The sequence below is a fragment of the Halovibrio salipaludis genome (assembly GCF_002286965.1).
In the GTDB taxonomy this organism is placed as follows: domain Bacteria; phylum Pseudomonadota; class Gammaproteobacteria; order Pseudomonadales; family Oleiphilaceae; genus Halospina; species Halospina salipaludis.
Map to the genome: position 1 here is coordinate 677518 of NZ_NSKD01000001.1, position 19300 is coordinate 696817.

The following is a 19300-nucleotide window of genomic DNA, read 5'->3' on the forward strand; positions in this document are numbered from 1 at the left end:
ATCAGGTCTCAGGGGACTGGCTGTAACTATAGGCGGGTTTATTGTCCCCATCAAGAACAGCCCTGAGATGGCGTTCAATCGCATACACATGCGGATCATCCACTCCCATGGCGCGGAGTGCTTCCGCCAGCTCAAGTACGTATTCGCTGTTGGGCCCGCTTGGCCCTTCGGAAGCGGCTACGTGCCGTGCAATGGCGGCTTCTGAGGCCGGACCCAGCCAGGCGGCGTTGTCTTCGGTGGCGATGTAGACAAGGCCCTCCACGTCACTGCCATCGTCCAGCCTGAGGGACCGGATCAGGCGCAGGTAGCCATTCTTCTCGCGCACGTCCAGCTGTTCAAACACATCCGGTGTCACCCGGTATGCCAGGCCAGTGCAGCAGGCCCGGGCGTCCGCGATCAGGGTTGCGACGCGGCCGGGGCTGTCGGGGGTGCCGCGGTGGTCGTGGGAGCCCTGCCAGAAACGTCGCTTCCAGCCCTGGATGGTGGCCGGGCGCGTCTCGATATAGTCAAAGCCCGCCTTGTAGATCAGTGACCCGTACCCGAAAAGCCATACGGGGCGGCCGTCCTGCGGAAGCTGGTCTGTGTTGCGGTTGAGGGAGATCGTGTTGGCGCTCATAACCCAGCCATACTACTGTACGGCGCTCAGAACGGCCACCACCAGTGACCGTCGCCTTCCTGTGCGGCCAGCCTCTGCTCCCGGTCCCGTTCAAGCTGGCGGAGTTTGCGATCCGTCTCCAGTGGCCGGGAAGGCCCGCCACCCCAGGGCCAGTACCAGGGTGCGGGCTCGTAATGGCCCTGCTCCTTCATGCGCCCGATCTCCTCCTTACGTTTTTCCATAAGTGCCTGACGCTGGCGCTGGTAATCCGCCGCGCGGTTGTCCGCCACAATGGAAGTGCCGGCATGGTTGGTCGCGAGCAGCACGCTCTCCATGAAGCGGGTCTGGCGCAGTTCCTTCATGGCGGATTCCTGCGCGACAAGCCGCGCGGCACCCCGGCTCAGGGGATGATCATCGGGGAGTCGCGGGTCCGTGGCACCGGTTTCGCTGACTTCCGAGTAGCGCAGGAAGTAGATCTCGCCCGCCTCCATTGCCAGCTCGGCATCCAGGAGATGGGAGAAACGGAACCCGATGCCTTCAATCCCGAAGAAGGGGCGGCTCATGTCCAGTTCGCGGGTGCCGGGGAGGATTTCCAGCCAGGTGTAGCCGCCGCTGCGCAGGTTCACGTAGTGGTGGCCGTCCACGTAGAAGCTGGGTGCCATGAGCTCCTGGTCGCCCCATTCCGACTGTGGGCGGTAGACATAGAGCAGGGCGTGGTTGTTGCTGTCCCATTTGTGTTTGGGCACGGGACGGAAACGCTCACCGTCCACATCCCGCAGGAAGGCGCCGGCATCATGGCCGATGGACTGGTGGACCGTACAGCCGCCAAGACTGAGCAGGGCGGTCAGCAGACAAAGGATGCAGGCGCGGGTGTTCATTCCCATGGCAGTCACTCGTGGTGTCCCAGTTCCGGCCGGCAAGCTTACCACCCACGGCAAGCGTGGATCTGAGAGGTGATGCAAGACTTTGGATTCCAGTCGGGCCGTCACTCAGGTCAGGGGGACCCCTGGATAGATAGGGTGCTACGGGTTACCTTCTGTTAAGCTCTCGCCGCGGACCTTCTGCCGAGCGGTACAACAAGACAACAGCCGGGAAGCCTGACCATGACCGACCAATGGAAACGACCGCGTGTGCTGGTGGCACTGGCGGTCCTCGCCGTGGCCCTGATCATAATGCGTGCCTGGGCCAGCACGCAGCCCGCCAGTGACAGCGGCAGCGACCGGCTGCTTCCCGTCAGCGTCAGCACCCCCGACGCTGTGGATGCCTTTCCCCAGGTCACCCGCCATACCGGGCTTGTGGAGCCACGCCGCGTAAGCACCCTGGCGTTCCAGCCGGAAGGGCGTGTTGATCGCATCGAGGTCCGGGAGGGCGATGCCGTGGACGAGGGGCAGGTGCTGGCGGTGCTGGATGACCGCCGCCTCAGGGCCTCGTTGAAGGAGGTGGAAGGCGAGATCGCCGCCACCCGTGCCAGCCTGGATCTGGCACGCCAGGAGGAGGAGCGCCAGCGCAACCTGCGCCGTGATGGTGCCAGTACCCAACGCGACGTGGATCGGGCCGAAGCGGAACGCCGCCGGCTTGAGGGCCAGCTTCAGGGGCTTCAGGGGCGTCGGGACCGGGTGCAGGCCAACCTGGACGACGCCCGGCTCGAGGCGCCGTTTGACGGTATCGTGGCACGCCGGATGGTGGATCGCGGGGATCTGGTCTCCACCGGAACCGCGGCTTTCCGGGTACTGGACCCTGAAAGCCTGGAGGCCCGCATCGGTATGCCCGCGGGCGCTGCGGCGGATTACGCGCCCGGTGACCGGGTAGCGCTGACCGCTGGTGGACACGCCCTCGAGGGCACCGTGCTCGAACGCCTCCCGGAGCTGGATCCGGGCCGGCGCACACGCACCCTGCGTGTGGAACTGGACACCAGTGCTCCCGTGATGCCCGGTCAGATCGCCCATCTGCGCCATGCCACCGAGGTGTCGCAAAGCGGCCATGTACTGCCTGAATCCGCGCTGACCCGGGCCCGTTCCGGCCTCTGGGCCGTACTGGTCCTGGAACCGGACGGGGAGGAGGCGCACCGGATCAGGCGCGTGAACGTGGAATGGCTCTACAGCCACGATGGGCGCGTTCTGGTCCGTGGCCCACTCGAGGCGGATATGGACGTGGTCGATGGCGGCACCCACCGGGTTGTGCCGGGCCAGCGTGTGCGTATTGCGGAAGAGGGTGGCGACGGTGATTGAACGGCTGCTGTTCAACCGCCGCCTGCTGGTGATGGCGGTGGGGCTGTTGATTGTCTCGGGGCTGGCGGCCATCCAGACTCTGCCACGCCTTGAGGATCCACGCATCACGGCGCGCAATGCACGGGTGCTCACCACCTTCCCGGGGGCTGACCCGAAACAGGTCGAGGCGCTGGTCACGCAGGCGCTTGAAGACGAGATCCGCACGCTCAAGGAGGTCAAGGTGCTCTCCTCCGCCTCCCGCCAGGGCGTTTCCAGCATCGCCATCGAGCTGCTTGAAGAGGTGACGGAGGTTGAACCTGTCTGGAGCCGGGTACGGGACAAACTCGCGGACGCCCGCCCGGAGCTGCCGGACCAGGCATCACGCCCGCGTCTGATTGATGACCGCTTCTACGCCTTTTCCATGGTGATCGCCTTGACCCGTGAGGACCCGGGCATCAGCCACAACGCCCTGGGTCGTCACGCGGATCGCCTGGAGGAGCGGTTCCGGGCCATGCCGGGTACCGACTATACCAACCTGTTCGGTCGCGCCGCGGAGGTGATCCGCCTGCACGCGGACCCGGCCGAGCTGGCGCAGCTTGGCCTGTCCGCGGAGGACATGGCCCGGCGTGTGGCCGGCTCCGATGCCCGTCGTCCGGCGGGTGTTCTGGACAACGGCGAGTCGCGCCGGGCTGTGACGCTGCAGGGGGATTTCGCGGACCTGGAGCGGATCCGGGACGTGACCATCAGCATCGACGAGGGCCAGCGCCTGAAAGTGGGCGATCTGGCGGACGTGGAGCGGGGCGTGGCCGACCCGCCGGAACAGCACGCCCTGCTCAACGGCGAGGAAACCATCCTGGTGGGCGCTCGCATGGCCGGTGGTGGTCGTATCGACAGCTGGTCGCAGCAGGCCAGGGGCGTGCTGGATGAGGTGCGCACGGAACTGCCGGACGGGATCGAGGCCCGGGTTCTGTTCGACCAGAGCCAGTATACCCAGGAGCGGCTGGAAGGCGTGGTCGGCAATCTCCTGATGGGGTTGATGATTGTCGTGGCCCTGCTGTTCCTGACCCTGGGATGGCGCGGCGCGCTGGCCGTGGGGCTGGCGATTCCCGCCACCATGCTGCTGGTGCTGAGCCTGTTCCGTGTCTTCGGGGTCAATATCCACCAGATCAGCATCACGGGCATCATCGTGGCGATCGGGCTGATCGTGGACAACGCCATCGTGGTGACCAACGCCCTGCGTGAGCGTCTTGGCCAGGGGGATTCCCACACCGAATCCGTTCGCTGGACGCTGCGCCACTTCGCCGGTCCACTCCTGGCAAGCACGCTCACCACCATCCTGGCGTTCATGCCGATTGTGCTCATGCCGGGCGGAGCGGGCGAGTTCGTGGGGCCGCTCGCCATTGCGGTGATCCTGGCGCTGATCAGCTCCTACCTGGTGGCGCTGTTGGTGATTCCCGCCATGAGCCCGCTGCTTCTTACGGGGCTGACAGCCGTCTCCGCCTCGGGGCCCGGGCCGGCCATGCGGTGGCTGCGTTCCTTCATCGGGATCACGCTGCGGCGCCCCGTCCTCGCCATTGGTCTGACACTGCTGTTGCCCATCAGCGGCGCCGTGATCCTGCCGATGCTGCCGATCAGCTTCTTTCCAGCGGCGGACCGGGACCAGTTCCATATCCAGGTCCGCCTTGAACCCGGCGCCTCGGTGGATCGCGCCCGGAACGTCGCACAACGGATGACCCCGGTCATTCGGGATGTTGAAGGGGTGCGGGACGTCTGGATGGTCGCCGGTGGCAATGCGCCCAAGGTGTACTACAACCTCGTCGGGCGCGAGGACAGCAACCCCGCCTTTATCCAGGCCATTGTGGATACCGCCGGGGCGCAACGGACGATACCAGCCATCCGGAGGCTGCAGGGTCGGCTTGATGAGGCTTTCCCTGACGCCCAGACGCTGGTGCGGCGCTACGAACAGGGCCCGCCGGTGGCGGCGCCCCTGGAGTTGCGCCTCTATGGCCCGGAACTGCCGGTGCTCGCGGATCTGGGCGAGCGCATTGCCGGCTTCATGCACGCTCTGCCGGAAGTGACCCATGTGCATACCCTGGTCAACCGGGATCAGCCCCGGATTGAGCTGACGCCGGACCAGGAGGAGATCGCGGCATTGGGGCTGGACGCGGAAAGCGTGGCGGGCCAGCTCAATGCCCTTCTCAGCGGGCGCGAGGGTGGTTTTATGCTGGAGGAGACGGAACAGATGCCGGTTCAGGTGCGCTACCCGGAGCCCTGGCGCAGTCAGGGCAGTATGCTCGGCAGTGCCCTGATCCGCGGCGGCGAGGACCGGGGTGGTATCCCGGTGGCGGCCCTGGCGGAGCAGGAGCTGACGCCGTCCTGGCGGCGCATCCAGCGTCGCCAGGGCGAACGGGTCCAGCTGGTGCGTGGGTATCTGCAGGTCGGGGAGCTGGCGCCCACGGTGATGCGGCGCCTTGAGGACAGGCTGGAAGCGGAACTGGATCTGCCCCCGGGTTACCGGCTGGAGACGGGGGGCGAGGCCGAGGAGCGCAACGAGGCCGTCAACCGGCTTCTGAGTTCCGTTGCCATCCTGGTGCTGATGATGGTTGCCGCGGTGGCCCTGACCTTCAATTCCTTCCGGCGGGCGGGGATTGTCTTCTTCAGTGGCGCCCAGGCCTTTGGACTCGGCCTGCTGGCCCTGGCCCTGACCGGGCATCCCTTCGGTTTCATCATCATTGTGGGGATCATGGGGCTGGTGGGGGTGGCCATCAACGCCACCATCATCATGATTGCCGCCCTGGACGATGATGACCACGCGCGGGACGGTGATGCCGCCGCCATGGTCGACGTGATCACGGGGCCCACGTTCCGCCACATCGGCTCCACCACCATGACCACCTTCGGTGGCCTGGTGCCACTGATGGTCGCGGGCGGCACCCTGTGGCCGCCGTTTGCCCAGACCTTTGGCGTGGGGCTGCTGCTGGCGACGGTGATCGCCCTGGTGGTGACACCGGCCGCCTACCGGCTGGCCTGCACGCCGGCCCGGTAAACGGGCACAAAAAAAGGGGGCTCCGCAGAGCCCCCTTCTGATCCCCATGGATCGATGCTTGCTTACTTGGCCGCTTCGCGGGCTGCTTTCAGCCACTTGTCGACCATTTCACGGTTCTCATCGATCCACTCAGCGGCCAGGGGCCGGACTTCGTCGTCGTCCAGATCCTGCTCGCTCATCTTGCCGTCAACCTGACTGATCCACTTCAGCGGTACTTCCGCCTGACGGAACAGCTCTGCGGCTGCCGGATTCTCTTCGAGGAAGTTGTTGTTGGCGGCAACCTGGATGTCAGCCGCAACAAAGCCCATCTCGATGGGATCGGTCACAGCGCCGGTGATGCCGGAAGCTTTTTCGTTCTCGCTTTCGACGATGCCGGGCGCGTTGACCCACATAACGTCCTCACCCGGTACCAGCTTCAGGATCCATGCGCTGGGGCCCCAGGTCATGTACAGGGTCGGGTTGCCCTGTTCGATCTGGGACATGGCTTCCGTGAAGTTTGCGGAATAGCCAGCATCCACGTGGTCGATGCGGTCGCCCAGATCGAACTTGTCGATCATGGCGTTGATGCCTTCGTGGCAGCCCCAGCCGGGCGGGCAGCCGTAGAGCTCGGCCTTGCCGTCGTTGTCGTGGTCAAAGGCATTACGGATCTCTTCGTTGTTCACGATGTCCATGATGCCTTCGATGTCGTACTTCTCAACGGCTTCCTTGTTCACCAGGTAGCCCTGGATGCCGCAGCCCTTGCAAAGCGGATCAAAGATGGTGCCGTTGTCTTCCCAGTTGTCGGGCAGCTGCGGGTTGTGCAGCGGGAACCAGCCGTTGGGCCAGTAGTCCACATCGCCCTCGCTCATGGCCAGGTAGGCGACCGGGTTCTGGAGCGAAATCGGATCCTGGACGTCATAGCCCAGTTCGGTCAGCAGTTCCGCATAGACCCAGCTCACCGGAATGGCGGAGGTCCATGTAGCCACAGCCGGCTGGACGCTTACGCCCTCGCCGGGCTTTTCCTGTGCCTGTGCCGTGAATGCCAGCGAACCGGCAAACACCAGCGCCAGCGCTTTCAGCGAAATGGATTTCAGGCGTTTCATAATACGTTCCTCCGTATTGCTCTTGTTGGACTCACGTCTTTGTGAGCTGTGTCGTCCTACGGATGCCGGCGGCATCCGCACTTCACAGATGGTTATCAGTCGTCACTGCTTGCACGGCTTCCCGGGGCCTTTTCACCCAGACCCTGGGTGATCCGGTCGAGCACCATGGCCAGCAGCACGATCCCCAGCCCGCCAACAAAGGCCTGGCCGATATCAAGACGGTTCAGCCCCTGGAACACCAGCAGGCCGAGGCCACCGGCGCCGATGATGGCCGCGATCACCACCATCGACAGCGCCAGCATGATGGTCTGGTTCAGGCCGGCCATGATGGTCGGCATGGCCAGCGGCACCTGCACCTTCCACAGGATCTGGCGCGGCGTGGAGCCGAAGGCGGTGGCTGCTTCCGTATACTGACCGGGCACCTGGCGGATACCAAGGTTGGTCAGGCGAATGGTTGGCGGCATGGCAAAGATGATGGTGGCCACCAGCCCCGGCACGTTACCGATGCTGAACAGCATGACGGCAGGCACCAGGTAAACGAAGGGAGGGGTGGTCTGCATGATGTCCAGTATCGGCCGCACCAGGGTGTAGGTCATGTCCTTGCGCGAGCACAGGATGCCTATGGGCACCCCGATGATCAGGCAGAAGAGCACCGAGGTGATTACCAGCGAGAGAGTGGTCATCAGCTCTTCCCAGACGCCCATGAAGCCGATGAAGGCGAAGGCGACCACGGCGAACACGCCCACTTTCCAGGAGGCGGCGCGCCATGCGATGACGAACAGACCGGCGAGCACGGCCAGTGGCGGCGTGGAGGTGAGCAGCCACTGGACCCACTCCATGACGGTCTTTACCGGTGGGCTGACCCAGGTCCGGAAGAAATCCCGGAAGGTGTTCACCAGCCAGTCGACAAACTGGGTGACCCAGTCATCAATGGGCATGTCGATCAGCTCAAACGGGTTGCCCAGGGAACCGCCGAGCATCGGGATCAGATCATTCATGATGTAAGCCTCAGTCGTCCTGTGCGTAACCCTGTTTCTCGAGAATGCCGTGGATCAGTTCCGGTTCATCAATAACGCCCTGGAGTCGCCCCTCGGCGTCCTGGACGATGACCGGCAGTTCCGAGTAGGCACGGCCGCGCAGTACACGTTTCAATACGGTATCCGAGCTGCAGTGGACAGCGGCATCCGTGTGGCGTTCAGGGGCGCCACCGGTTTCGGTGACTTTCTCTTCGAGCTCATGGAGCGCCACCTCATTCCCTTCGAACCGCATCTTCACGAGGTGGCCGTTGGTATCCACGTGGAATTCGATATCGCTGTAGCCGGTGCGGTTCCAGACCTGGTTGCCGGCTTCTTTGCCCACCCTGTTGAAGTAGCGGTCGCTGAACGGCAGGGCGACGGTTTCCGCGGTGATGACGCCGGTTGGATCGGCATGTTCGACGAACTTGGCCACGTACTCGGTTTTCGGGTTGACCAGAATCTCTTCCGGGTTCCCGACCTGTACGATCCTGCCGGCATCCATGATGGCGATGTGGTCGCCGATGCGCATGGCCTCGTCCAGGTCATGGGTAATGAACAGGATGGTGCGGCCCAGCTCCTGCTGGATGCGCATCAGCTCATCCTGCATCTGGACCTTGATCAGCGGGTCCAGTGCGGAGAAGGGTTCGTCCATCAGCAGGATGTTGGCCTCGGTGGCGACCGCCCGGGCCAGGCCCACGCGCTGCTGCATGCCGCCTGAAAGCTCATCCGGGTAGTGGTTCTCCCAGCCACCCAGGCCGACCATTTCCAGGTACTTCTTGCCCAGTTCCTCGCGTTCGGCCTTGTCGCGACCCTGGACCTCGAGGCCGTAGACCACGTTCGAGAGAACCGTCTTATGCGGGAAAAGCGCGAAGTGCTGGAAGACCATGCTCAGGTGCTGTGAGCGCACACGTCTCAGTGTCGGGTCGTCCATGGTGGCGATATCCATTTCGCCATGTTCCGGGTCGTTGAGAATGATCTTGCCGAAAGTGGGCTCGATGAGACGGTTGATGCAGCGGATGAGGGTGGATTTGCCACTGCCGGAGAGGCCCATGATGCAGAAGACCTCGCCGGCGCCAACCTCGAAGCTGGCGTTGTTGACGCCTACGACATGCCCGGTTTCGGCCTGGATCTCGTCCTTGGATTTGCCCTGATCCAGGAGAGGCTTCACGGATTCCGGGTTGGGTCCGAATACTTTGGTGACGCCTTCAGCCCGTATCACTGCAATAATACCCCGTGGTCTGGTTGGATATAGATACAAGAAGGCGGCGCGCGGAAGGATTACTGATGCGTAACCGCCCAGTCATGGTGTAAGAACCTATACGTATTGAACTCAGAGGTCAAACAGGAGAGCCCCGGTGTCACAGGATTTTGAATCCCTCAAAGCCCGCCACAGAGGCATTCGCGACAACCTTCCGGGTGCCCTGGACCTGCGCGTTCACCGTGCCCTGAGCTGGCTCCAGAGGGCGGAACTGTGCGACGACGAGGACGGGCGATTCATCTTTCTCTGGATCGCCTTCAATGCCGCCTACGCCCAGGAGATGCGGCTTGAGGAGCCGATGCCGGAACAGAAGGTGCTGCGTGAGTTCCTCGAGGGGCTGGTGGCGCTGGACGTGGAGAAACGCCTTTCGGGGGTGGTCTGGACGGCCTTCCCCAATGCCATCCGGATGCTGCTGAACAACCAGTATGTGTTCCAGCCCTACTGGGACTGCCAGAACGGGCGCCGGCCCCGCGGCGAGTGGCAGGGGCTGTTCGAGCGCGCCAAGGTGGCCGCCTCCCGGGCCCTGGGCTCGGATGATACAGCGCGTGTGCTGGGCCTGGTGTTCTCGCGGCTCTATACCCTGCGCAACCAGATGATGCACGGCGGCTCCACCTGGAACAGTTCCGTCAACCGGGAGCAGGTGCGGGACGGGGCCAACATCCTCGATCAGCTGGTGCCGGTGATCATCGACATCCTTATGGCGCACCCGGAGGCGGACTGGGGTGAGCCGGGCTACCCGGTGGTGGCCTCAGGCGCCTGATTCGGGCCCCAGCAGAGCCTCGATACGCTGGCGCAGCTCCGGCAGCAGTTCCGTCTCGAACCAGGGGTTGTTCCGGATCCAGGCGTTATTGCGCCAGGAAGGGTGGGGCATGGGCAGCACCGCCGGCTCACGGCCTTCCTCTAGGATCGTCCGCCAGTTGGCCACGGTAGCGGTCAGCGTCTTCTCCCGGTGCCACTTCGGCAGGTGGTAACGCTGGGCGTACTGGCCGATGACCAGGATCAGGGAGAGATTCGGCAGGGCCGCGAACACGGACTCGTGCCAGGTCTCCGCACATTCCCGCCGTGGTGGCAGGTCGCCGCCCTTGCTGTCATAGCCGGGGAAGCAGAACCCCATGGGCACGATGGCGAACTGCTCCGGGTCATAGAAGCGTTCCTCGGAAACGGCCAGCCACTCCCTGAGCCGCACGCCCGAGGGGTCGTAGAACGGCAGGCCCTTCTGGTGCGCCTTGTTGCCCGGCGCCTGACTGGCGATGCACACCCGGGCGCCAGCGCCTGCCTGCATCACGGGCCGGGGTTCATGGGGCAGTGGTGGTCCGTGGCGGGGGCAGTCACGGCAGACGCGGCAGTTGCGGATGCGGGGCAGCAGCGTATCCAGTTCGTTCATTGGCTCGTGCCCTCCATTGGGAGGAGCAACCAGGCGGGGAACGGCAGCGCCAGATGCCGGTTCTTGATCCCCGGGGTCAGAACCGGTGTAGTCAGGTTGCTGAGAACGAGCATTATCAGGGTTACAGGCTGGACCATGGGGATACCGTTCAGAGTGGAATACGCAGCGCAGGGTAGCACTGGAGAGTTGATGAGCGTATGGCAGGAGCGACACCCGTTGGCGTGATGCTAATTGCCTGACCTATTCCTGTACTTTATCATGAACAGGGACAATATCCTGTACAGGAGGCCCCTATGGATGCCATCAGCTACACAGCCGCCAGAACCAACCTGGCCAAAACCATGGATCAGGTCTGTGAAGACCATTCGCCGGTGATCATCACCCGGAACAAGTCGCAGTCCGTGGTCATGATCTCGCTTGAGGACTATGAGGCTCTGCAGGAGACTGCCTATCTGCTGCGTGCCCCAAGGAACGCCCGCCGTCTTATGGAATCCGTTGCCGAGCTGGAGCAGGGCGGGGGAGAGGAAAAGGAACTCCTTGAATGAAACTGATCTTCTCCGAGAACGCCTGGGAAGACTATCTGTACTGGCAGAAGACTGACAAAAAGATCCTGAATCGGATCAACAAGCTGATTAAAGAGATCAAGCGGGAACCGTTCGAGGGCGTGGGCAAACCGGAACCCCTCAAGCACAGCCTTGCCGGTTACTGGTCACGGCGGATTAACGAAGAGCACCGGATTGTTTACAGGGTCACGGATGATGCCGTGCTCATTGCTCAGCTTCGGTACCACTATTGATTTAACAGGCAGGCGCGGGAGCGCTGCGCTCTGCGGAGTCAAAGGGCTTCTGCGACCGTGCAAGATTGACAGAAGCGGTTCGCGGTGGTTCCCTGTCCACGTTTGCGGGCGTAGCTCAGTTGGTAGAGCATCAGCTTCCCAAGCTGAAAGTCGCGAGTTCGAGCCTCGTCGCCCGCTCCATTCCCCCGTATTGCCCGCCTCGCTATACTGCCGCCATCCTGATGGCTTGAGTGGTTTCGCCAATGCTTTCTGTTCTCCGGTATCTTCTTCTGGTTATTGCTGCAGGAGTGCTGGCCGGGTGTTCGCTGCTGGCTCCGGATCCCCCCTCTGACCAGAGCAACATCTGTGAGATCTTCAGGGAGCAGCCCGAATGGTATGACTACGCCCGGGCATCCGAGGAGCGCTGGGGTACGCCCATCGCCACGCAGATGGCGTTTATTTACAGGGAATCGTCCTTCCGCAGCCATGTCCGGCCACCACGCCCCTGGCTTCTGGGCATCATTCCCTGGTTCCGCTCGTCCTCGGCCTACGGGTACGCCCAGGCCCAGGATCCAGTCTGGGGTGAGTACGAGGAGGATGCGGGCGGCCTGTTCGCGCGGCGCACCCACATGAAGCACGCCACGGACTTCATTGGCTGGTACAACCGGCGGAGCCATGAGCGCCAGGGCATTCCCCTTTCCAATCCGGAACATCTCTATCTGGCCTACCATCAGGGGCCGGCCGGCTATGAGCGGGGCAGTTACCGGTCCAGGCCGGGTATCCAGAGAATCGCCCGGCAGGTGGAGCAGCGGGCCTGGCGTTATGACGCCCAGTTGAAGGAGTGCGAGTCGGAGTTCCGCTGCCGTCATTTCTGGCAGTTCTGGCCCTTCTGTTCTGAGTAGCCCGCTGTTACCCCGCCAACGGGTTGGCATTACCGTCATTTCAGCCTGAATCCGGTTTTCCCGCCGGCTTGGCTTCGTATAACCTGTCCCGTCAAAGAACAACAGGAAGGGAGCGCCGGTCATCTTGAGAAAACCCATTGCCTGGGTGCTGGCGGGGCTTGTGGTGCTGGCCCTGCTGATGCTGTTGCCACGCCCGGCAGAGCAGCCCGAGTCCACCAGTGCTGGCCCGGAAGACGGGGATCTCCGGGAGGCCATTGAGGAAACCGGCCGCCGCGGAGCCTTGGTGGACGAGGTGGTGTTCACCCAGGAATCGGACGTGGGTCGGATCGCCGGGCTGATTGAACGCGGCCGGCAGCAGGTGTTTGCCCAGGGCATCACCAACATCACCGCCTATCAGCGCCTGCGCGACTCCCGTAAGGGTGACTACGAAACCGCCTATGGCTCCAACACCGAGCTGACCCTCAACCCGGCGGAATTCGAGGAGAACCTCAACCCCTTCAGCAACCGCCGTATCCGTGAGGCCATGAACTGGCTGGTGGACCGCCGGCACGTGGCCGAGGAGATCTATGGCGGCATGGCCGTGCCCCGCTATCTGCCGATGAACACGGCCTTTCCCGATTACGCGCGGCTGGCGGAGACCGCCCGGTCCCTGGAGCTCAAGTACGGCCATGATCCGGAAAGAGCGCGCCGGATCATCGAGGAGGAGATGAAGGCACTGGGCGCGGCTCGGCGGGACGGGCAGTGGTACCACGACGGCGAGCCGGTCACCCTGCGCATCCTGATCCGCACCGAGGATGCCCGCAAACAGGTCGGTGACTATGTGAGCAATCTCATGAGCGATCTCGGGTTCAATGTGCGGCGCCAGTACCGTACAGCCCAGGAGGCCTCGCGCATCTGGATTGCCAGCGACCCCTCCGCCGGTCAGTGGCACATCTATACCGGCAGTTGGGTCTCAACCGCCATCAACCGGGACGTCTCCAGTAACCTGAGCTTCTACTACACCAACCGCGGCCGCCCGGACCCGCTGTGGCAGGCCTATGACCCGGACGAGACCCTGGACAACATCGCCCGCCGGCTGGAACGCCGGGATTACACCAGCATGGAGGAACGCCGCGAGCTGATGGCCGAGGGCATGGAGCTGGCCATGGAGGAGTCCTACCGCATCTGGCTGGTGGACCAGCTCAGTATCATCCCGCGTGCCGCCAACGTGGCTCTGGCCGCGGACCTGGCCGGGGGGATCTCGGGCTCGCGGATGTGGCCCTACACCCTGCGTTACAGGAACCGGCTGGGCGGCAGTATGACCTTCGCCGCGCCCAGCATGCTCACCGAGCCCTGGAACCCGGTGGCCGGCAGCAACTGGCTGTTCGATACCATGATCACGCGGGCGCTGAATGATCCGCCGCTGCTTCCGAACCCCTACACAGGGCTCTACCAGCCCCAGAGCATCCAGGGTGCGGAGGTGACCGTGACCGGGGATACGGTGGCCCAGCGCAGCCAGGACTGGGTGGAGCTGGAGCGCGAGGAAACCATCGAGGTGCCGCCGGAGGCGTGGATCGGCTGGAACGCGGAGGAAAACCGGTTCCGGACAGTGGCGGACGCGCATCCAGACGGCACCACCGCGCGCTCACGCACCCGCATCCGCTACGAGGAAGGCTATCTGGACGGCCAGTGGCATGACGGCACCGAGATGTCCCTGGCGGATCTGGTGCTGCCCTGGATCCTGAATTTCGCCCGGGCGGACGAGAACAGTCCCTTCTTCGATCCGGCGCACGTCCCGCGCTTCCAGGTGTTCCAGCAGTATTTCAAGGGCTGGCGCATCCTCCAGCGTGAGCCCCTGGTGATCGAGGTCTACAGTGATCAGGTCTTCCCGGATGCCGAGACCATCGTGGCCCAGCAGGCGCTGTCGCCATTGCCCTGGCACATGCTGGCGCTGGGCATGCGCGCGGAAGAGGCCGGGGATCTTGCCTTTTCATCCCACAAGGCGGATGCGAACCGCGTGCCCTGGCTCAGCCTGGTTTCCGGACCCAGCCTGGAGACCCTGGAGCGGCATCTGGGCCGCGCACGCGAGCAGGGCTACCTGCCCTATGCCTCGGTCCTCAGGGACATGACCGAGGGTGAGAACCCGGCGGAGCGGCGTTACAGCGCCATCCAGGACTGGTACCGCGAGCGCGGCCATTTCTGGGTGGGTAACGGGCCCTTCTACCTGCATTCCGTGCATCCTGTTGAAAAGACAGTGGTGCTGCGCCGCAACGAAGACTTTGCGGACCCGGCGGATAAATGGCTGGATTTCAGCGAGCCGGAGATTCCCGAGGTGACCCTGGATGGGCCCATGATGGTGCCCCAGGGCCAGTCGGCGACCTTCACCGTGACGATAACCTTTGGCGGGGATCCCTATCCGGAAAAGGCCATCAGGAACCTTGAATACCTGCTGTTCGACGCCGACGGCAATCTCCAGACCCGCGGCCAGGCGGAACCCGCGGGCGAGGGGCGCTGGCAGGTGTCACTGGATGCCGACACCCTGTCGGCGCTGGACGACGGTGCCAACAGCCTGGAGGTGGCGGTGACCTCGTCCCGTGTGGCTCTGCCGGCCTTCGCCTCCCACGCCTTTGCCACGGTTCCGGTGGGGACACGGCTGATGGAGGTGGATGATGAATAGCCGCCTGCGGGATTTCCGCCGTCTTGGCTGGTTCACCCTGCGCCGGGTGCTGGCGCTGTTCGTGACCGTTCTGATCGGGGTCTACCTGACCATCGTCATCGCCAACATGGGTGGCAAGGTGGATGAGCTGCGCAAGCTGCAGATCCGTTCCACCGTGTCCGAATCGGTGCGGGCGGATCCCTCCTTTTCGGAAATGGATTCCGAAAAGCGCAATGAGTTGATCAAGGAGCAGGTGCAGCTGCAGATCGAGCAGCGCAACCTGGATGAACCCTTCATCTGGCGCAGCTTCGACTACCTGGCCCAGGCCATCCAGCTGGACCTGGGCCGCGCCGAGGAGATGCACAGTGATACCGGCTCGCGCGCGGTCTATGACATCATCGTGGAACGGCTGCCGGCGACGCTGCTGCTGTTTGGCACGGCGAACCTGCTGGTGTTCTTCGTCTCCGTCTATGCCGCACTTTACCTGTCGCGACGCTACGGCAGCCGGCTGGACCGCGCCGTTATCGGCCTCGCCCCCAGCTCGGCGGCCCCGGCCTGGTTCTACGGCATCTTCCTGATCCTGCTGTTCGCCTTCGTGGTGCCGGTGCTGCCCGCCGGCGGCATGGTCGCGATTCCTCCGCCCGAGGATCCGTGGGTCTATGCCGGGAGTGTGCTGGAGCATCTGGTGCTGCCGGTCATCGCCATGTTCCTGTCGTCCATCTTCATCTCCATCTACTCGTGGCGGACCTTCTTCCTGATCCACTCCAGCGAGGATTACGTGGAGATGGCGCGGGCCAAGGGCCTGCCCTCGAACCTGATCCAGAGCCGCTACATCCTGCGGCCCACTCTGGCGCCCATCATCACCAACTTCCTGCTGATGCTGATCGGGCTCTGGAGCGGCGCCATCATCCTGGAGCAGGTGTTCAACTGGCCCGGCCTCGGCACGCTGCTGTTCCAGGCCATCGGGCACCGGGACACGCCAGTGATCATCGGGGGCGTGGTGATCTTTGCCTACCTGCTGGCGGTGACGGTGTTCATGCTGGATTTCCTCTACGCCATTCTCGACCCCCGGGTCCGGATCGAGGGAGGTGAGCAATGAACCGCTGGGTGCAGGGGCTGCGTGAACTCAGGGGGTATCCGTCCGCGGTCGGTGGGCTGGCGATCATCCTGTTCCTGGTGGCGCTGTCGCTCTATACCGTCATCACCATTCCCTATTCCGAGGCGCTGGACCGCTGGCGTGGCGGGGACCACTGGCAGATGAACCCGGTCAACGCCGGGCCGGTCTGGGCGGATCGGCTGCTGGGGGGCAACCTGCCGCAGACCCGGGTTGTGGAAAGTGACAATGCTGACGTGCGCGAGGCGCCCTTTGAGGGCGGCAAGCAGGTGCGGATTCCGCTCACCTTTGAGTACGACAACGAGGGCTTCCCCAGCGAACTCAACCTGTTCCTGAACCAGAAGGGCACCCAGCAGGAGGCCTTTGTGCGCCTCACCTGGCACACGCCTTCCGGGGAGACCATCCCATTGGGCGGCCAGCGGGTCTCGGAGGAGGACCGCATCTCCATCTCCCAGAACCGGGCCCTGGAGGGGCGGCTGGGTATGGTGCCGCACGTGGGGCTGTTCGCCGGCGGGAGTGATCCGGCGGACCCGAGGGCGGAACGGGGCGACTACCGGCTCACGGTGGACGCCATGCTGTTTGATCCGGGTGCCGAACTGGAGGCGGACCTGGCGGTCTATGGCCGGGTCCACGGGCTGGCCGGCACCGACTACCAGCGCCGCAACCTGATGCTGGCACTGATGTGGGGCACGCCCGTGGCCCTGGCTTTCGGGCTGCTGGCGGCGGTGGGCACCACGATCACGACCCTGGTGATCGCCGCCACGGGCGTCTGGTACCGGGGCTGGGTGGATGCGCTGATCCAGCGCCTGACGGAGGTGAACATGATCCTGCCCATGCTGCCGATACTGGTGATGGTGGGCACGCTCTACTCCACCAGCATCTGGCTGATGCTGGGCGTGGTCATTGCCCTGGGCATCTTCAGCGCCGGCATCAAGACCTACCGGGCCATGCTGCTGCCCATCCGCGAGGCACCCTACATCGAGGCGGCACGGGCCTATGGCGCGGGCAACGCGCGCATCATCCTGCGTTACATGATCCCGCGCATCCTGCCGGTATTGATCCCGACCTTTGTGACCCTGATCCCGACCTTCGTGTTCCTGGAGGCGTCGCTGGCCGTGCTGGGTCTGGGTGACCCGGAGCTGCCCACCTGGGGCAAGGTACTCAATGACGCCCAGGAGCAGAGCGCGCTCTACAACGGCTTCTATTACTGGGTGGTGGCGCCCGCCGTGCTGCTGATGCTGACGGGGCTGGGCTTCGCCATGTTCGGTTTCGCCCTGGACCGTGTCTTCAATCCGAGGCTGAGAACGCAATGACGGACGCTCGCGAGCGACTGCTGCAGGTGCGCAACCTGCAGCTCCATTACCGTACCCGCCGGGGGACAGCACGGGCGGTGGACGGCGTTGACCTCGATGTGGGGCGCAACGAGGCGCTGGTGGTGCTGGGTGAGTCCGGCTCCGGCAAGAGCTCCCTGGCCAAGGCGCTGATGCGGCTGCTGCCGCGCAACGTGGCCCGTTACAGCGGCCAGGTGATGCTCGGCGGTGACGAACTCATGGGCATGGACGACGAACGCTTCCGTTCCGGTGTGCAGTGGAACCGCATCGCCATGGTGATGCAGGCCGCCATGAACGCTCTCAATCCGGTGGTCCGGGTGGGCGAGCAGGTGGCGGAGCCGCTGCGGGTGCACCGTGGCTGGTCGAAAGCGGCGGCCATGGAGCGGGTGGTGGAGACGTTTGCCATAGTGGGCGTGTCCCGGGACTTTGTAACACGCTACCCCTTCGAACTTTCCGGCGGTATGCGTCAGCGCGTAGTACTGGCCATGGCGCTGATCACCGAGCCGGAACTGGTGATTCTGGACGAACCCACATCGGCGCTGGACGTCCTGACCCAGGCGAGCATCATGAACGTGCTCAAACGCATCAAGCGCGAGCAGGGCACCAGCTTCATCCTGATCACCCATGACGTGGCCACCTCCAGTGAACTGGCGGACCGGGTGGCGCTGATGTACGCCGGCCAGGTAGTGGAGCAGAGCGACGCCCGGGATTTCTTCCACCATCCGGCCCATCCCTATTCGAAGCTGCTGATGGACAGCGTGCCGCGCCTGCACCAGAGCGAGCCGCCGGGCTACATCCCGGGTGAGCCACCGGATCTGATCGACCCGCCGGCGGGCTGTCGTTTTGCGGACCGTTGCCCGTCGCGTTTCGGGCGCTGCAGCGAGGATCCACCTGCTTTCGAGCTGAACGGCGAACGCCGTGTGCGTTGCTGGCTGCATGAGGAGGGCACCGACCATGACGGCTGAGGAACCATTACTCCAGGCGACCAACCTGCACACCTGGTTTGAGCTGCGCCAGTGGGGCTTCCTGCGCGTGGGCTCGGTGCGCGCCGTGGACGGCGTGGACTTCGAGCTGGGCCGCGGCGAGTCCGTGGCCTTCGTTGGCGAAAGCGGCTGCGGCAAGAGCTCCCTGGCCCGGACGCTGCTGGGCCTGCACAACCCCAGCCATGGCGACGTGATCTTTGAAGGGCAGCACCTCAGTGAACTGAAGGGTGAGGCCCGCCGCCAGTACCTGGCACGGGTCGGCTACGTGCAACAGGATCCCTTCGGTGCACTTCCGCCGTTCATGGACGTGCGCCGGCTGCTGTCGGAGCCGCTGATCATCCATGGTGTGAAGGACCGGGACGAGCGTGAGCGCCGCATCTGCCAGGCGCTGCAGGAAGTACGACTGACCCAGGTGGACGAGATCCTGCCCAAGTTCCCGCACATGCTCAGCGGCGGCCAGCAGCAGCGGGTGGTGATCGCCCGGGCGCTGCTGCTGGAGCCGGCCATGCTGATCGCGGACGAGCCCGTTTCCATGCTGGATGCGTCGGTGCGGGTGGAGATCCTCAACCTGCTGCGGCGCATCCAGACGGAGCGTGGGCTGACACTGGCGTTCATCACCCATGACCTCTCAACCGTGCGCCACTACGCCGATCGTATCTTCGTGATGTACGCCGGCCGGGTGGTGGAACAGGCCCCGGTGGAACAGCTCCTGGACAATCCCCAGCACCCCTACACCCGCGCCCTGCTGGCGGCGATTGCGGATGTGGATGCGGACAACGCGCTGGATGAGCGCGACGTGCCGGATGGCGAGCCGCCCAGCCTGTTGCACCCGCCCGAGGGCTGCCGTTTCCACCCGAGGTGCCCCCAGGCCATGGCCGGTCTCTGTGACCGGCAGGATCCGCCCCTGTTCGAGCCGGAGGCCGGGCACTATTCCGCCTGCTGGCTGCAGGATCCGGAGCGGGACTAGACATT

The 19300-nt window shown here is 64.3% G+C and carries 17 protein-coding genes and 1 tRNA gene; 12 read left to right on the top strand and 6 right to left on the bottom strand.

Going from position 1 to position 19300, the window contains the following annotated elements; translation table 11 throughout:
* Position 1: 1 nt before the first annotated feature.
* Positions 2–616 carry a gamma-glutamylcyclotransferase gene (locus CK501_RS03305; protein WP_095616284.1) on the bottom strand — a complete coding sequence of 205 codons (615 nt, stop codon included), beginning with the start codon at positions 614–616 and terminating at the stop codon, positions 2–4.
* Between the two features lie 26 nt (positions 617–642).
* Complete coding sequence (locus CK501_RS03310) at positions 643–1479, bottom strand: DUF2846 domain-containing protein (RefSeq protein WP_095616285.1); 837 nt, start codon at positions 1477–1479, stop codon at positions 643–645.
* Between the two features lie 219 nt (positions 1480–1698).
* On the opposite strand from CK501_RS03310, the gene CK501_RS03315 reads away from it, so the two are divergent.
* Entirely contained in the window at positions 1699–2823 is a 1125-nt protein-coding gene (locus CK501_RS03315; RefSeq protein ID WP_095616286.1) for an efflux RND transporter periplasmic adaptor subunit, read from the top strand.
* On the top strand, positions 2807–5848 hold the full coding sequence (locus tag CK501_RS03320) for an efflux RND transporter permease subunit (RefSeq protein ID WP_233128833.1): 3042 nt from the start codon (positions 2807–2809) through the stop codon (positions 5846–5848). Before CK501_RS03315 ends, CK501_RS03320 begins: the two co-directional genes overlap by 17 nt.
* Positions 5849–5910: 62 nt before the next feature.
* Here the strand turns inward: CK501_RS03320 and proX are convergent, their stop codons facing one another.
* From proX to CK501_RS03335, 3 genes are all read right to left on the bottom strand, one after another.
* Positions 5911–6930: a glycine betaine/L-proline ABC transporter substrate-binding protein ProX gene (gene proX, locus CK501_RS03325; protein ID WP_158223027.1), complete on the bottom strand. Its 1020-nt coding sequence runs from the start codon at positions 6928–6930 to the stop codon at positions 5911–5913.
* Between the two features lie 95 nt (positions 6931–7025).
* On the bottom strand, positions 7026–7928 hold the full coding sequence (locus tag CK501_RS03330) for an ABC transporter permease (protein WP_095616288.1): 903 nt from the start codon (positions 7926–7928) through the stop codon (positions 7026–7028).
* A 10-nt stretch (positions 7929–7938) separates the two neighbouring features.
* Complete coding sequence (locus CK501_RS03335) at positions 7939–9114, bottom strand: quaternary amine ABC transporter ATP-binding protein (RefSeq protein WP_198949364.1); 1176 nt, start codon at positions 9112–9114, stop codon at positions 7939–7941.
* Between the two features lie 187 nt (positions 9115–9301).
* Here CK501_RS03335 and CK501_RS03340 point away from each other — a divergent pair, with 187 nt between their 5' ends.
* Entirely contained in the window at positions 9302–9964 is a 663-nt protein-coding gene (locus tag CK501_RS03340) for a HEPN domain-containing protein (protein WP_198949365.1), read from the top strand.
* Here the strand turns inward: CK501_RS03340 and CK501_RS03345 are convergent.
* Positions 9953–10588 (bottom strand): uracil-DNA glycosylase family protein, encoded by a 636-nt coding sequence (locus CK501_RS03345; RefSeq protein WP_095616289.1) that lies wholly within the window; start codon positions 10586–10588, stop codon positions 9953–9955. The genes CK501_RS03340 and CK501_RS03345 overlap by 12 nt on opposite strands.
* Positions 10589–10881: 293 nt before the next feature.
* Here CK501_RS03345 and CK501_RS03350 point away from each other — a divergent pair, with 293 nt between their 5' ends.
* From CK501_RS03350 to CK501_RS03390, 9 genes are all read left to right on the top strand, one after another.
* Positions 10882–11133: a type II toxin-antitoxin system Phd/YefM family antitoxin gene (locus CK501_RS03350; RefSeq protein WP_095616290.1), complete on the top strand. Its 252-nt coding sequence runs from the start codon at positions 10882–10884 to the stop codon at positions 11131–11133.
* Positions 11130–11384 carry a Txe/YoeB family addiction module toxin gene (locus tag CK501_RS03355; protein ID WP_095616291.1) on the top strand — a complete coding sequence of 85 codons (255 nt, stop codon included), beginning with the start codon at positions 11130–11132 and terminating at the stop codon, positions 11382–11384. The genes CK501_RS03350 and CK501_RS03355 overlap by 4 nt, the downstream gene beginning before the upstream one ends.
* Positions 11385–11488: 104 nt before the next feature.
* Positions 11489–11564, top strand: a tRNA-Gly gene (locus CK501_RS03360).
* A 62-nt stretch (positions 11565–11626) separates the two neighbouring features.
* On the top strand, positions 11627–12265 hold the full coding sequence (locus tag CK501_RS03365; protein ID WP_095616292.1) for a transglycosylase SLT domain-containing protein: 639 nt from the start codon (positions 11627–11629) through the stop codon (positions 12263–12265).
* Between the two features lie 124 nt (positions 12266–12389).
* The gene (locus CK501_RS03370) at positions 12390–14921 is read left to right on the top strand and encodes an ABC transporter substrate-binding protein (RefSeq protein ID WP_198949366.1); all 2532 of its coding nucleotides are present in this window, start codon (positions 12390–12392) and stop codon (positions 14919–14921) included.
* Positions 14911–15999, top strand: coding sequence for an ABC transporter permease (locus tag CK501_RS03375; RefSeq protein WP_095616293.1), 1089 nt, complete (start codon positions 14911–14913; stop codon positions 15997–15999). Before CK501_RS03370 ends, CK501_RS03375 begins: the two co-directional genes overlap by 11 nt.
* Positions 15996–17327 carry an ABC transporter permease gene (locus CK501_RS03380; protein WP_095616294.1) on the top strand — a complete coding sequence of 444 codons (1332 nt, stop codon included), beginning with the start codon at positions 15996–15998 and terminating at the stop codon, positions 17325–17327. Before CK501_RS03375 ends, CK501_RS03380 begins: the two co-directional genes overlap by 4 nt.
* Positions 17324–18310 (top strand): ABC transporter ATP-binding protein, encoded by a 987-nt coding sequence (locus CK501_RS03385; RefSeq protein WP_095616295.1) that lies wholly within the window; start codon positions 17324–17326, stop codon positions 18308–18310. Before CK501_RS03380 ends, CK501_RS03385 begins: the two co-directional genes overlap by 4 nt.
* The gene (locus tag CK501_RS03390; RefSeq protein WP_095616296.1) at positions 18300–19295 is read left to right on the top strand and encodes an ABC transporter ATP-binding protein; all 996 of its coding nucleotides are present in this window, start codon (positions 18300–18302) and stop codon (positions 19293–19295) included. Before CK501_RS03385 ends, CK501_RS03390 begins: the two co-directional genes overlap by 11 nt.
* Positions 19296–19300 lie beyond the last annotated feature (5 nt).

Bases quoted from the DNA above. Each gene is read 5' to 3' on its own strand.
- CK501_RS03385 (WP_095616295.1), top strand. From the start codon at position 17,324: ATGACGGACGCTCGCGAGCGACTGCTGCAGGTGCGCAACCTGCAGCTC.
- proX (WP_158223027.1), bottom strand. From the start codon at position 6,930: ATGAAACGCCTGAAATCCATTTCGCTGAAAGCGCTGGCGCTGGTGTTT.
- CK501_RS03365 (WP_095616292.1), top strand. From the start codon at position 11,627: ATGCTTTCTGTTCTCCGGTATCTTCTTCTGGTTATTGCTGCAGGAGTG.
- CK501_RS03310 (WP_095616285.1), bottom strand. From the start codon at position 1,479: ATGGGAATGAACACCCGCGCCTGCATCCTTTGTCTGCTGACCGCCCTG.
- CK501_RS03375 (WP_095616293.1), top strand. From the start codon at position 14,911: ATGATGAATAGCCGCCTGCGGGATTTCCGCCGTCTTGGCTGGTTCACC.
- CK501_RS03350 (WP_095616290.1), top strand. From the start codon at position 10,882: ATGGATGCCATCAGCTACACAGCCGCCAGAACCAACCTGGCCAAAACC.
- CK501_RS03315 (WP_095616286.1), top strand. From the start codon at position 1,699: ATGACCGACCAATGGAAACGACCGCGTGTGCTGGTGGCACTGGCGGTC.
- CK501_RS03345 (WP_095616289.1), bottom strand. From the start codon at position 10,588: ATGAACGAACTGGATACGCTGCTGCCCCGCATCCGCAACTGCCGCGTC.
- CK501_RS03390 (WP_095616296.1), top strand. From the start codon at position 18,300: ATGACGGCTGAGGAACCATTACTCCAGGCGACCAACCTGCACACCTGG.
- CK501_RS03330 (WP_095616288.1), bottom strand. From the start codon at position 7,928: ATGAATGATCTGATCCCGATGCTCGGCGGTTCCCTGGGCAACCCGTTT.
- CK501_RS03305 (WP_095616284.1), bottom strand. From the start codon at position 616: ATGAGCGCCAACACGATCTCCCTCAACCGCAACACAGACCAGCTTCCG.
- CK501_RS03380 (WP_095616294.1), top strand. From the start codon at position 15,996: ATGAACCGCTGGGTGCAGGGGCTGCGTGAACTCAGGGGGTATCCGTCC.
- CK501_RS03355 (WP_095616291.1), top strand. From the start codon at position 11,130: ATGAAACTGATCTTCTCCGAGAACGCCTGGGAAGACTATCTGTACTGG.